Origin of the sequence: Mycobacterium botniense (assembly GCF_010723305.1) — a bacterium.
Taxonomy (GTDB): domain Bacteria; phylum Actinomycetota; class Actinomycetes; order Mycobacteriales; family Mycobacteriaceae; genus Mycobacterium; species Mycobacterium botniense.
This window is the reverse complement of sequence record NZ_BLKW01000002.1, coordinates 1,376,323-1,389,451: the sequence shown is the minus strand read 5'-3', so window position 1 is coordinate 1,389,451 and position 13,129 is coordinate 1,376,323. Positions and strand designations below refer to the sequence as shown.

Annotated in this window: 10 protein-coding genes; 7 read left to right on the top strand and 3 right to left on the bottom strand. The window is 67.7% G+C overall.

What is annotated here, in order from left to right; all coding sequences use genetic code 11:
* The first annotated feature begins 110 nt into the window (after positions 1 to 110).
* Positions 111 to 1,475, top strand: coding sequence for a 3-oxoacyl-ACP reductase (locus G6N08_RS06495; protein WP_163755382.1), 1,365 nt, complete (start codon positions 111 to 113; stop codon positions 1,473 to 1,475).
* Between the two features lie 94 nt (positions 1,476 to 1,569).
* Positions 1,570 to 2,412 carry a MaoC/PaaZ C-terminal domain-containing protein gene (locus tag G6N08_RS06490; protein WP_163755380.1) on the top strand — a complete coding sequence of 281 codons (843 nt, stop codon included), beginning with the start codon at positions 1,570 to 1,572 and terminating at the stop codon, positions 2,410 to 2,412.
* Between the two features lie 39 nt (positions 2,413 to 2,451).
* Here the strand turns inward: G6N08_RS06490 and G6N08_RS06485 are convergent, their stop codons facing one another.
* From G6N08_RS06485 to G6N08_RS06475, 3 genes are all read right to left on the bottom strand, one after another.
* Positions 2,452 to 3,696, bottom strand: a complete 1,245-nt coding sequence (locus tag G6N08_RS06485) for a chloride channel protein (RefSeq protein ID WP_163756772.1) — start codon at positions 3,694 to 3,696, stop codon at positions 2,452 to 2,454.
* Positions 3,697 to 3,769: 73 nt separating this feature from the next.
* Entirely contained in the window at positions 3,770 to 4,417 is a 648-nt protein-coding gene (locus G6N08_RS06480; protein WP_163755378.1) for a TetR/AcrR family transcriptional regulator, read from the bottom strand.
* Between the two features lie 87 nt (positions 4,418 to 4,504).
* A complete protein-coding gene (locus G6N08_RS06475; RefSeq protein ID WP_163755377.1) occupies positions 4,505 to 5,662 on the bottom strand; it encodes a glycoside hydrolase family 3 N-terminal domain-containing protein in 1,158 nt (385 codons plus the stop codon).
* Positions 5,663 to 5,737: 75 nt separating this feature from the next.
* Here G6N08_RS06475 and G6N08_RS06470 point away from each other — a divergent pair, with 75 nt between their 5' ends.
* The 5 genes from G6N08_RS06470 (at position 5,738) to G6N08_RS06450 (ending at position 13,051) form a co-directional block, all read left to right on the top strand.
* Positions 5,738 to 6,109 (top strand): DUF2613 domain-containing protein, encoded by a 372-nt coding sequence (locus tag G6N08_RS06470; protein WP_246216627.1) that lies wholly within the window; start codon positions 5,738 to 5,740, stop codon positions 6,107 to 6,109.
* A gap of 134 nt (positions 6,110 to 6,243) precedes the next feature.
* A complete protein-coding gene (locus G6N08_RS06465; RefSeq protein WP_163755373.1) occupies positions 6,244 to 6,417 on the top strand; it encodes a DUF2613 domain-containing protein in 174 nt (57 codons plus the stop codon).
* A gap of 46 nt (positions 6,418 to 6,463) precedes the next feature.
* A complete protein-coding gene (locus tag G6N08_RS06460) occupies positions 6,464 to 10,696 on the top strand; it encodes an alpha-(1->3)-arabinofuranosyltransferase (RefSeq protein ID WP_163755371.1) in 4,233 nt (1,410 codons plus the stop codon).
* Between the two features lie 153 nt (positions 10,697 to 10,849).
* Positions 10,850 to 11,191, top strand: coding sequence for a WXG100 family type VII secretion target (locus G6N08_RS06455; RefSeq protein ID WP_163755369.1), 342 nt, complete (start codon positions 10,850 to 10,852; stop codon positions 11,189 to 11,191).
* Positions 11,192 to 11,194: 3 nt separating this feature from the next.
* Entirely contained in the window at positions 11,195 to 13,051 is a 1,857-nt protein-coding gene (locus tag G6N08_RS06450) for an alpha/beta hydrolase (RefSeq protein WP_246216626.1), read from the top strand.
* The last annotated feature ends 78 nt before the right edge of the window (positions 13,052 to 13,129 follow it).

Here is a 13,129-nt window from a genome sequence, read left to right as displayed (position 1 = left end):
TGGGGATTCGTCCCGGGGTCCATAGTACTCACCATTCTTACTCTGGAGTAAGTTCAGGGTGATCGATACGGTTATCACTATCAGGCATTCCCGACACGGAAGGCAGGTCAGTGGCACCCAAGCTTTCATCGGATCTGTTCTCCCAGGTTGTCAAATCAGGTCCTGGATCGTTTGTGGCCAAGCAACTGGGTATTCCGCAGCCCGAGACATTGCGCCGCTATCGGGTCGGCGACCCTCCGCTGGAAGGATCGCTGTTGATCGGCGGAGAAGGGCGGGTGGTCGAGCCGCTGCGGGCCGCGCTGGCTAATGACTACGAGGTTGTCAGCCGCAACCTCGGTGGCCGCTGGGCCGATTCGTTCGGCGGGCTGGTTTTCGACGCCACCGGTATCACCGCCCCGGCGGGGTTGAAAGCGCTCCACGGGTTCTTCAGCCCGCTGTTGCGCAATCTGGGCCGCTGCGCACGTGTGGTTGTCGTCGGCACCACACCCGAGGCGATCACCGGCGCCCACGAAAGGATCGCCCAGCGTGCGCTGGAGGGCTTCACCCGCTCGCTGGGTAAAGAACTGCGTCGCGGCGCAACCGTCCAGCTGGTGTACTTGTCCCCGGAGGCCAAACCGGCGGCCACCGGCCTGGAATCGACGATGCGGTTCATCTTGTCGGCGAAATCGGCGTATGTGGATGGCCAGGTGTTCTATGTCGGGGCGGCCGACTCCACGCCCCCGGCCGACTGGGACCGCCCCTTGGACGGCAAGGTTGCCATTGTCACCGGAGCCGCCCGCGGTATCGGTGCGACCATCGCTGAGGTGTTTGCTCGCGACGGTGCCCGCGTCATCGGGATCGACGTCGACGCTGCTGCCGAGGCCCTGGCCGAGGTGGTGTCCCGGGTGGGCGGCACCGCCCTGACACTCGACGTCACCGCAGACGATGCGGTCGATCGCATCACCGACCACCTGAGCGGGCATTACGGCGGGCGGGCGGACATCTTGGTCAACAACGCCGGCATCACCCGTGACAAGTTGTTGGTCAACATGGACGACGCCCGCTGGGATGCGGTCATCGCGGTCAATTTACTCGCTCCCCTGCGTCTCACCGAGGGACTCGTTGGCAACGGCAGTATCGGCGAAGGCGGGCGAGTGATCGGGCTGTCATCGATGGCCGGCATTGCGGGCAATCGCGGGCAAACCAACTACGCCACCACCAAGGCCGGCATGATTGGTCTGACCCAGGCACTGGCTCCCGCGCTCGCCGACAAGGGCATCACGATCAACGCCGTCGCCCCCGGATTCATCGAAACCCAGATGACCGCAGCGATTCCGCTGGTCACCCGCGAGGTCGGGCGCCGGCTGAACTCGTTATTGCAGGGCGGCCTACCTGTCGATGTCGCCGAAACAATCGCCTACTTTGCCAACCCCGCTTCCAATGCTGTGACCGGCAACGTGATTCGTGTGTGCGGCCAAGCCATGATGGGTGCTTGAGCACAATGCACGGCCCGCAGCGGCCCTAGCGAGAAGCCGGGCCGGCGAACACAACCCAGCGCCTGTGCCGGACAACAAATCGTAACGGGGTGACATGACTCAATCACATGGCCTGATGAACATGCTCCGCGCGGCGGCCGGCGCGTTGCCGCTGGTGCCGCGTGGCGACCAGTTGCCCAGCCGGACCGTGACCGTCGACGACGTGCCAATCGACCGCGCGAACGTCGCCGACTACGCCGCGCTCACCGGGCTGCGTTACCGCAACGCTGTGCCGCTGACATATCCATTCACGCTGACCTTTCCGCCGATGATGTCCTTGGTCACCGGATTTGATTTCCCCTTCGCCGCAATTGGAGCGATACATACCGAAAACCACATCACGCAGTACCGGCCGATCACGGTGACTGACACCGTCGGAATCGCGGTGCACGCCGAAAACCTTCGCGAACACCGCAGGGGCTTGCTGGCGGACCTGGTGGCCGACATCAGGATCGGTAACGACATTGCCTGGCACCAGGTGACGACGTTTTTGCACCAACAGCGGACTAGCTTATCCGACGAGCCTAAACCGCCCCCGCAGAAACAGCCCAAACTCCCTCCACCGAACGCGATCCTGCAGATCACCCCGGCACAGATCCGGCGCTATGCGGCCATCGGCGGTGATCACAACCCAATCCACACCAATCCGATCGCGGCCAGACTATTCGGATTTCCAACCGTTATTGCGCACGGAATGTACAGTGCAGCAGCGGTTTTAGCTAATATCGAAGCCCGTCTTCCAGATGCCGTGACCTATTCGGTACGGTTCGGCAAGCCGGTGGTGCTGCCCGCGAAGGTGGGACTGTACGTCGATCCGGTCGAAGACGGCTGGGATCTCGCGCTGCGCCACATCACCGCAGGGTACCCCCACCTGACTGGCACAATCCGCGCACTGTAGCTGCTTTGACGTCTCAGGCGAACCCACCAGGGCCGCGGTTCAGGCAGCCGCCGCGATAACACGGTGACGTTCGGTGAGCACCCTTAGCCCATGCGAACCGGCTGCTGCCGCCAAGAAAACCGCCAACAGCCACAAGGGTGGGGCGGCGAGTTCCCAGACGAACACCGCGGCCCACAACGGTGCGCGCTGAGTGACCGCAAGCACTCCGGCAGCGCCTGCCAAAGAGATTGCCGGAACGTGGATATCGGCGCCCGCCAAGGTGTTGACCGTCAGCACGAACACCGATCCTGTGGCAGCGCCGGTGGCCAGTGAGGGAGTCAGCATCCCGCCAGCGGCGCCGGCGCGCAGAAACAGTGCCGTCAGGGCCGGTTTTAAAACCAGGATCACGGCCGCCGCTGTCAGGGTCATGCCGCTGGTGAGACTCACTGTCAGGATGCTTTTACCGTTGCCGGGGAGCTCGGGCCACCATTGTGAGCAGATACCGATCAGCAAACCGGCGGCGGCGATCGCCGGAACCAGTACCCACGACCGCATCGGGTTGCTGGCCAGTGCCATGAGCCGGTTGAACCCCAACCCCACGACGAGAGTCAGCGGCGCCAGGGCAAGGGCATGAGCGGCCAGCAGTGGCGAGGAGGCCGCGGTTGGCCAGGCCAGGGTGGGTTTGTCATGCGTCGCGGCGGAACCGATCGCAACCGCCACGCTCGACGTGACCAGTGCCGCACCCACCGCACGCGGATGCCAGGTTTTCAGCACGATCCGCGCACTGAAGAGCGCCCCGCCCACCGGCACGGCATACACCGCACCGAGTCCTGCGCCGGCTGCGCAGGCCAGGAGGATCTCGCGGTCTCGCGGCGGCAGCCGTTTGAGCCACCCAATGCCGAGATCGGCGAGAGCCGCGGCAAATTGCCGGGGGGCCCCCTCGCGGCCCAGTGATGCGCCAGATCCGACCAGGACCACCTGTAAGAGGGCGTCGATACCGAACGGCAGCAGCGGTATCCGATCGCGGTCCACAATAGCTTGAATCAGGGGCCGGACATCGGTCCTGGATCGCAGCATCCACCAGCCCAAGCCCGCCAGTGCGCCACCGACCATCGGTCCCACGGCACGGCGAAACCGACTGCTGCCTCTGACCCCGGACAGCAGCGATCCGAAGCTGTAGTGGTAGGTGAGGTGTTCAACGAATCGCAGGGCCAGACTGGTCGATAGGCCCGCGACCCCGGCGAGCAATCCGACAATCAGGAGTGCGGTGACGAAATCGAGGTTACGGCGGGCCACGGGATGAATGTATGCCCATCCGCAATCCAGCCGCGCCCCGGTTCAGTCGGGCCGATTTCCAGCGGCCGGGACGTCGGGGTTCTCAGCCGGGCCTGCGGGTGGCGGTCATTCCGATATCGGCGTCAGTGGTGTCCGTTTCGCCGGGTGTGCCCCTAAGGCCGTGCCAGAACAGGTTGATCATCAGCTCAGCCGCCTCCTCGACGTCGGTTTCTCCGGTGCTCAGCCTGGTGGCCACTGCCTCGCCGGCACCCACCAACGCCACAGCCATCGTGTCGAAATCGGTGTCCGGGTGGGGGTTTCGGGTGCCTTCCCGCAGCAGTGCGGCAACCAACTCGATGATCCGCTCCCGTCCTTCGCGTACGGTATGCGCGAACGCCGTTGAACTGGTGGCCTGCGTGTACATCACGATCCACGACGCCCGGTTGGCGTCAATGTAGCGCAGGAATGAGGAGATCGTGTTGCGCAGCAGGTCTTTTGGACTCTGGTCGGGTCGGATGTCGGCACGCACCGCGTCGATGAACCGAGCCAGCTCGCGGTTCAGACACGCACCGAACAACTCCTCCTTGGAGCCGTAATAGAGGTACAGCATCGGCTTGGAGATCTGTGCCTTGGCGGCAATGGTGTCCATCGATGTTTCGTGGTAGCCGTTGGCCGAGAACATCTCTACGGCAGCGTCAAGCATCTGCTGTTCACGTACAGCACGGGGCAGCCGTTTGGTACCACCTGCCATGCCGTGTCCTTCTCCCAGCCGCCTTGCTGTGTGCGCTTAAACGGTATCTGACTTCAGGGTAAACACGCCGCTCGTGCCGCTCACGTGCTACCTCCCGCACCTGGGGTCTGGCCCCTTCATCGCCGCCACGCGCGCGAGCTTGGCGTCGATCGCCGGCATCGTCAACTCGCCTGCGGCCAGCGCCTTCTCCAACCGGTCCAGCACCGCCGGCACCTGCTCGGTGGTGACCCACAGGGCGGTGTCGGTGCCAGCCTGTAAAGTGCGCAGCACCGCTTCCGCTATCCCATAGTGGTCGGCGATGGCGGCCATGCTGGACAGATCGTCACTGAACACCGGTCCGTTGAAGGGCGGGCCGCCGTAGCCGCTGCCGTCGCGGAGCAGCTGTACCGCGGCGGCGCTGAGGCTGGCGGGCTCATTGCCGGTCAGACCGGGCACTTGCACATGACCGATCATCACGCCAACCGGGGTCGCGGCCACCAGCGTCCGGTACGGCACCAGATCACTGACTTTCAAAACGTCCAGCGGCGGGGTGGTAACCGCGCCGGTGTGCGAATCACCGGAGCCGTGCCCGTGGCCGGGGAAATGCTTGAGCACAGGTAACAGCCCGGCATCGCGTAATCCGCGGGCATAAGCGCCGGCGTAGGCGGTCACCACTGCCGGATCCGAGCCGAACGATCGGTCACCGATCACGGTGTCAGCCGGCGCGTCGCTCACGTCGACCACGGGAGCGAAATCGATGGTGACCCCGAGCTCGCGGATTTTGCGGCCGCGGTCGCGGGCGAGGCGGTAGACCTCGTCCGGGGTGTGGGTCTGCGCCAACACTCGCGGTGGAGGAGCGGAGCCGATCATTGGCGACAGCCGCGACACCCGGCCACCTTCTTCATCAACGCTTACCGCCAGCGGCAGTGGGCCAGCCTTGGCGGCGATGTCGGCCAATGAGCCGTCGCTGAGCATCGTGAGGTCAGTCCAGCTCCCGATGAAAATGCCGCCCACGTGATAGCCGGTGACGACACCCCGGGCGTCGCTGGCGTCCCGCACCCCGACCATCAGTAGCTGCGCCAACTTGTCACGGGCTGACAGGCCCGTAGCTTCTCCACACAGCGGCGGCGCCGGCCGGGCTGCCGGCTGACGAGCCGGGGGCGACGGCGACTGCCCTGCGGGCAGGGTCGGGTGCGGGTGCGAGAAGCACGCCGTCACCAGCAGAGATGCCGCCGCCAGCACGACCGCGATGCGCGCGAATACCATCGGCCCATGCTGTCACGACGCCGATGTCGGCTGACACGACCCCACCCGGGGCGGGGCACAGCGCGAGCATGGCGGGTGGCACGGCTCACCACGTCCGCAGGGCGTTGGTGGCGGGCGACGACCGACGTTGCCGCAACGGTGACAAACGCTGCCGAGACGAACGCGACCACAACCAACGCGACCACAACCAAGAAGCCCTCGCTACGGCGGCTGGTTCCGTACGCGGCGAGCAGCGTCGTCGTAGGCGCGATTCTCGGCGCCGTCGCGATGTTCGGTGGGACATTCGTCGTGCAGCACCATGGCCGAGCGCCGCAACCGCCGCGTGACCCTAACCCGTCGATATCGCACCTGGTGCAGTACGGAAATCGCTGTTATCACGGGCACTGCCTGCCGTGCGCCAGCAAGCAGGAGTGCTTGAATAAGCTGCCGCCGCAGCTGCGGCCCTAGGTCCGAAACCGCGGGCGCCGCGCGGTGTCCCCGTTGTGGGCCTGATGGGCTGTCGGGCAGATTCGCTCCCGCGGTGCGCGATTGCCGATCTGCTAGGTTGGCGACAAACCACGACCGCAACCAAGGAGCCATCGATGAACCGGTTCGTTGCGCCCGCCGCCGCCAGCATCGTGGTTGGTTTGTTGCTGGGCGCGGCCGCGATCTTCGGGGTCACCCTGATGGTGGAACAAAACACGAAGCCGCCGCTGCCCGGCGGCGATCCCGCGTCCTCGGTGCTCAACCGGGTCGAGTACGGCACCCGTAGCTAGCCTGAGCACCCCGGCCCTCACCTCCTGCTCGCGGGAGGAACTTGCCATGACACCGCTGCCGCGCCGCCAGTTGTGGGTGGTCGCGGCTGTCGCGTTGGCGCTGGCCCTCGCGCAATCCCCGGGCCGGATCTCGTCGGACACCAAACTCGACCTCACCGCCAACCCGCTGCGCTTCCTGGCCCGCGCCACCAACCTGTGGAACAGCGAACTGCCGTTCGGCCAAGCGCAGAACCAGGCCTACGGCTATCTGTTTCCGCACGGCACGTTTTTCCTGATCGGCCACCTCGTGGGGCTACCGGGTTGGGTCACCCAGCGGCTGTGGTGGGCGCTGCTGCTGACGGTTGGGTTCTGGGGCGTGCTGCGGGTCGCTGAAGCGTTGGGCATCGGCAGCCCCACGTCGCGCGTGATCGCCGCAGCGGCGTTCGCGCTGTCGCCGCGGGTGTTGTCCACGCTCGGATCGATCTCGTCGGAAACCCTGCCGATGATGCTGGCGCCGTGGGTGCTGCTGCCGACCATCGTGGCGTTGCGCGGCGAGGCGGGCCGATCGGTGCGAGTGCTGGGCGCGCAAGCTGGGCTTGCGGTGGCGCTGATGGGAGCCGTCAACGCCATCGCAACACTAGCGGGATGCCTGCCCGCGGTGATCTGGTGGGCCTGCCACAGACCGAATCGGCGGTGGTGGTGCTACACGGGGTGGTGGCTGCTGGCTCTTCTGCTGGCAATGGCGTGGTGGCTGGTGCCGTTGCTGCTGCTGGCGCGGATCAGCCCACCGTTTCTGGACTTCATCGAATCCTCGGGCGTCACCACACAATGGACGTCGTTGGTCGAGGTGCTTCGCGGCACTGCCGGTTGGACACCGTTCGTGGCGCCCAACGCCACCGCGGGGGCGCCGCTGGTGACCACGTCGGTGGCCATTGTGGGGACCTGCCTGGTCGCCGCCGCCGGGCTGGCGGGCCTGGCCATGCTCTCCGCGCGCGGCGTACCCGGGAGCGGGCGGTTGGTGACGATGCTGCTGGTCGGGCTGGTCTTGCTGGCCGTCGGCTACTCGGGACATCCGGGATCACCGCTGGCGCAGCAGGTTCAGTCGTTTCTCGATGCCGGCGGTGCGCCGCTCCGTAATGTCCACAAGCTGGAGCCAGTGATCCGTATCCCGTTGGTGCTGGGACTGGCCCAGCTGCTGGGCCGCATACCACTACCGGCCAGCGCGCCGGCACCGGTGTGGCTTCGTGCTTTCGCCCATCCCGAACGTGACAAGCGGGTTGCGGTCGGCATCGTCGTGCTGACCGCACTGATGGTCAGCACGTCGCTGGCGTGGACCGGCCGGCTCGCCCCGCCGGGCACGTTCACCGCCATACCCGCGTACTGGCATGAGGCCGCCGCCTGGCTGGCTGAGCACAATACCGGTAACCCGGTTCCCGGACGGGTGCTCGTTATCCCGGGAGCGCCGTTCGCCACCCAGGTGTGGGGCACCAGCCACGACGAACCATTGCAGGTGCTGGGCCCCGGTCCGTGGGGGGTGCGTGACTCTATCCCGCTGACACCCCCCCAAACCATCCGGGCGCTCGATTCCGTGCAGCGCCTTCTTGCCGCTGGCCGACCCTCAGCCGGTCTGGCCGATACACTGGCCCGGCAAGGCATTTCGTATCTGGTGCTGCGTAACGATCTAGACCCGGAGAAATCGCGTTCAGCGCGCCCGATCCTGGTACATCGCGCTGTCAGTGGTTCGCCGGGACTACAGAAAGTGGCGCAGTTCGGGGCGCCGGTCGGCCCGGGTTCGTTACCGGGCTTCGTCACCGACAGCGGTCTGCGACCGCGGTATCCGGCGGTGGAGATCTACCGGGTGAGTGTCCACGGCGATCCTGCGGCGCCGTATTTCGTCAACACCGATCAGCTCGCACGCATCGACGGCGGCCCGGAGGTGCTGCTGCGCCTCGACGAACATCGCCGTCTGCTGGGCGAAGCTCCGCTGGGCCCGGTGCTGTTGACCGCCGACGCCCGCCGCGCCGGTCTGTCCGCCCCCCTGGTCACCGTCACCGACACTCCGCTGGCCCGGGAGACCGACTACGGGCGGGTCGACGACCATTCCTCGGCGATCCGTGCCGCCGGCGATCCACGACATACGTTCAACCGGGTGCCCGACTACCCCGTCCCGGGCGCCGACATGGTCGTCGGCGGGTGGATGGGCGGACGGCTCACCGCGTCCAGCTCGTCGTCGGATGCCACCGCGTTGCCCGATGTCGCGCCCGCGGCCTCACCTGCCGCCGCCATCGACGGCGATCCGGGCACCGCCTGGGTGTCTAACGCGCTGCAGTCCGCCGTGGGTCAATGGCTGCAAGTGGATTTCGACCACCCGGTGACCAATGCCGTCATCACCCTCACACCCAGCGCCACCGCCGTCGGCGCCCAGATCCGCCGAATCCAGATCGCCACCATCAACGGCACCACAACGCTGCAGTTCGACGAACCCGGCAAGCCGCTCACCGCAGCCCTGCCCTACGGGGAAACCCCGTGGGTGCGCATCACCGCGATCGGCGCCGACGACGGCTCCGCCGGTGTGCAATTCGGTATCACCGACCTGGCGATCACCCAATACGACGCCTCCGGCTTCGCCCACCCGGTCGATCTGCGGCACACCGTGCTGGTGCCGGGTCCCCCGCCCGGTTCGACTGTCGCCCAATGGGATCTGGGACCTGAGCTGGTGGGCAGACCCGGCTGCGCCCAAGGGCTCGACACCGTGCGCTGCGCCGCCTCGATGGCCCTCGCCCCCGAAGAGCCGGCCACGTTCAGCCGCACACTGACCGTGCCCCGCCCGGTCGAGGTGACTCCGACGGTGTGGGTGCGGGCCCGGCAGGGCCCCAAACTGGCTGACCTGATCGCCCAGCCGGGCACCACCCGGGCCCGCGGTGACTCCGACCTGGTCGATGTCCTCGGCTCGGCATACGCGGCCACCGACGGGGATCCGACCACCGCATGGACGGCGCCGCAGCGGGTCGTGCAGCACAAGACCGCGCCGACCCTGACCCTTAGCCTGCCCGGGCCTGCCGAAGTGACCGGGCTGCGGCTCACCCCCAGCGCATCAGCGGTGCCCGCGCACCCGAGCGTGGTCGCGGTCGACCTCGGTGACGGCCCGCAGGTTCGGCAGCTGAACCCGAGCAGTGACGGACCCGGGCGGCCCCAAACGCTGCGGCTCAAACCCCGGCTCACCGACACCGTCACCGTGAGCTTGCTCGACTGGGACGATGTGATCGACCGCACCGCTCTGGGCTTCGATCAGCTCAAACCACCAGGACTGGCCGAGGTCGCGGTGCTCGGCCGCGACGGCACACCGGTGGGTGTTGCCGACGCAGCCCGCAATCGGTCCCGCGAGATCACCGTGGACTGCGCCCACGGCCCCGTCATCGCGGTCGCGGGCCGATTCGTGCACACCTCGATCACCACGACTGTGGGCGCGTTGCTGGACGGCGAACCGGTTGCCGCCCAGGTGTGCGATCGCCGGCCGATCATGTTGCCGACGGGTCAGCAGGAGCTGTTGATCAGCCCCGGCGAGCAGTTCGTCGTCGACGGAGCCCAGCTGTCTGCCCCGCAGGCCGCTGCGCTGCCGGGCGCCACCGACACGGCGCCGGTACCCGCCGCAACAGGGGTTTGGGGCCCGGCCCGCCGCCAGGTGCACATGCAAGCGGCCCCGGCGTCTCGGGTCCTGGTGGTGCCCGAAAGCATCAACCCCGGCTGGGTGGGGCGGGCCGGCGACGGGACCCGGTTAACACCTGTCGCGGTCAACGGCTGGCAGCAGGGGTGGGTGGTGCCCGCAGGGAAATCCGGGACGATCACGCTGACCTACGCCCCCAACCCGCTTTACCGCGTCGGCCTGGCGGCTGGCCTGCTACTGCTGCCGCTGTTGGCGCTGCTGGCATGGTGGCCGGCACGGCGAACCCCTGACCAGCCGGCCGCGCTCCCCTGGGCGACCGGGCCATGGGCGGCGGCAGCGCTGCTGGCCGCAGGGGCGGTGATCGCTGGCGCAGCGGGGATAGCGGTCTTCGGCGCTGCGCTCGGTGTGCGCTACGCGCTGCGCGGCCGACAGCGGTTGCGTGACGCGATCACCGTGGGGTTGAGCGCGGGCGGGCTGATCCTGGCCGGGGCGGCGTTGTCCCGCCATCCGTGGCGCTCAGTCGACGGCTATGCCGGGCATTCGGCGGCTGTGCAGCTGCTGGCGCTGGTCTCGCTGGCCGCGGTGGCCGCGTCGGCGACCACACGCGCCGAGAAAATGACCGCGAAGCGAGGCTAGCCGCAGATGCCGGGATCCGGCCAGTGGCCGAGCACTCGCCGGCCGGACCGGTACGACCTTGCGCATGCTGCGATCGCGGCGCCGACTGACTTGTGCATCGGTAACGGACGGTGTTACCTAACTCTGAGCAATGTCAGCTGGCGAGATGGTGGCATGGCGGTGGCGGGCGAATTCCGGGTTGACCTGGAGGCGTTGGTGTGCTCGGCGGCGCATGTCAGCGGGCAGGGGGAGGACTTGGCGGCGGCGCATCTCACGTCGGATAACGCGATCGAGGCCGCGCAGTCCGGTTGGGTGGGGGCGTCGGCGGCGGCGCTGGCCGCCCGCATGGACCGGTGGGGGCAGAGCTCGCGGCGGCTGCTGACCGACGTCGGTGCGCACGCGCTGGATCTGCACAATGACGCCATCGATTTCGCGGCGATGGAGCGTGAGAACGCCCAGCGGTTGCGTGCGGTCGGCGGGGATGCCGATCGGGTGGCCGGTGTGGGCCGGGGGTGAGCCGTGGCGCTGACGGTGGCCGATATTGATCGGTGGAGCTCGGATGCGGTGCGGGCGGTGTTTCACGCGGCCACCGCGCGCGGGCAGGCCACCGTGGAGGTGTCGCGTCAGCTGTCCTCGTTGGCGGTGTTTGACACCTGGGAGGGCCAAACCGCTGCGGCCCGCAAACACCACAATGCGCTGATCCGCCAGGACCTTGATGCGCATGGCAACGAGGCGCTGGCGGTGGGCGCCGCGGCGGGCAAAGCCGCCGACGGCATCGATAAGGTGCAGGGCGAGTTGCGCCGGTTGCGCGCTGATGCCGCCGAGATGGGTCTATGGATCGATCCGCTGGCCAACACGGTGGTGGCCGGGTCGGGTTTCCGCGGCGACGACAAGCAGCTGGCCGCAGCGCAAGCCCAGCTGCAGCCACGGCTGAACGCGATCGTGGCCGAGGCGACCGCGGTCGACGCGGATTTGGCGGCGGCGATCAACATGGCCGACGGCGATGCTCCCATCCCGGCCGGCCCCCACGAGAATCGCCCCGAGATTCAAGAGGCGCTGTCTAAACCCCTGCCCGAGGATCCGCAGCAGTTCACCGCGCTGTGGAATCAGCTGACCCCGGAAGAAAAAGACTGGCTCTACGCCCAAGACCACAACATCGGCAACCATCCCGGGATGCCCTGCGATCCCCCGGACCACCTCGGCTACGACCACTACAACCGGCTCAATCTTGATGACCAGCTGGCGCGCGCCCGGGCCGCCGCCGCGCAAGCCGACGCGCTGCAAGCCCAGCACCCCGACTGGGCGCAGGGCAAAAATATTCCGCCTCCCAACGAGCCGGGCGCGATCTTTACCGACCGGCTGGCCTATGAGGCCTGGCAGCGGCGCTACGACGCCGCCCGAAACGCCGCGAAAAACCTGCCCGATCTGCAGGCGGTCGACAAAGCCCTCAAAGCCGGCCCGGATCGCAAACTGATGCTGCTGGACACCCAAACCGGCAAACAAGTCCACGCCGCGATCGCCGTCGGGGACCCCGACACCGCCACCCACGTGTCGGTCACCGCCCCCGGGCTCAACACCACCGTGCACGGCAGCATCGAGACCATGGCCGACGAAGCAAATCGCCTCAGGGGCGAAACGCTTCGCCAGCTGAGCCTCACCCCCGGCCACGGGAACGACAGCGTGTCGGCGATCGCCTGGATCGGCTATGACGCCCCGCAGGTGCCCGGCTTCGATAACACCGGTGAGTCCCTGGCCGGCGCGTGGGATGTCAGCCACGACACCCTGGCCCGCGCCGGCGCGCATGACCTGGCCCGCTTCTACGACGGGATACAAGCCTCCCACCAGGGCGGGCGGGCCGATCTGACCGCGATCGGGCACTCCTACGGCTCGCTCACGACCGGGCTGGCGTTGCAGCAGCCCGGTGAGCACGGGGTGTCGCGGGCGCTGTTTTACGGCTCACCCGGCGTCGAAGCATCCACGCCGGCCCAGTTGCACCTGCAACCGGGCCAGGTGTTCGCCATGGAAACCCCCGACGATCTCATCCAGTGGACCTACGACGGCCCGCGTATCGCCCATGATGTGGCCCCGTTTTTGCCGCCGCCGTTCAACACCATCGCCGAAGGTATCGTCGGCGGCGCCGACGCCACCGGCGCCGGGCATTTCGGGCCCAACCCGGCCACCAACCCCGCCTTCACCCGCCTGGCCACCGGCGCCACCACCGTTCCCGACGGCCACGGCGGCACCCTGCAGCTGGAGGGCGCGCACGGCCACGGCGACTACCCGCGTTTTCCCGACGACGGGGGGATCCGGACCACCAACTACAACATCGCCGCCGTGGTGGCCGGGCTGGGTGATAAGGCGGTTGCCGGCCAGTGAAGAAACCCGCTGACCCTCCCCCGCGCCGGCGACACCACAGATTGCTGGGTGCCGCCCTATTCACCACCACCCTCACCG

Excerpts from the sequence above, each read along its gene's own strand:
- G6N08_RS06475 (WP_163755377.1), bottom strand. The coding sequence starts at position 5,662 with ATGGTATTCGCGCGCATCGCGGTCGTGCTGGCGGCGGCATCTCTGCTG.
- G6N08_RS06490 (WP_163755380.1), top strand. The coding sequence starts at position 1,570 with ATGACTCAATCACATGGCCTGATGAACATGCTCCGCGCGGCGGCCGGC.
- G6N08_RS06455 (WP_163755369.1), top strand. The coding sequence starts at position 10,850 with ATGGCGGTGGCGGGCGAATTCCGGGTTGACCTGGAGGCGTTGGTGTGC.
- G6N08_RS06460 (WP_163755371.1), top strand. The coding sequence starts at position 6,464 with ATGACACCGCTGCCGCGCCGCCAGTTGTGGGTGGTCGCGGCTGTCGCG.
- G6N08_RS06480 (WP_163755378.1), bottom strand. The coding sequence starts at position 4,417 with ATGGCAGGTGGTACCAAACGGCTGCCCCGTGCTGTACGTGAACAGCAG.
- G6N08_RS06465 (WP_163755373.1), top strand. The coding sequence starts at position 6,244 with ATGAACCGGTTCGTTGCGCCCGCCGCCGCCAGCATCGTGGTTGGTTTG.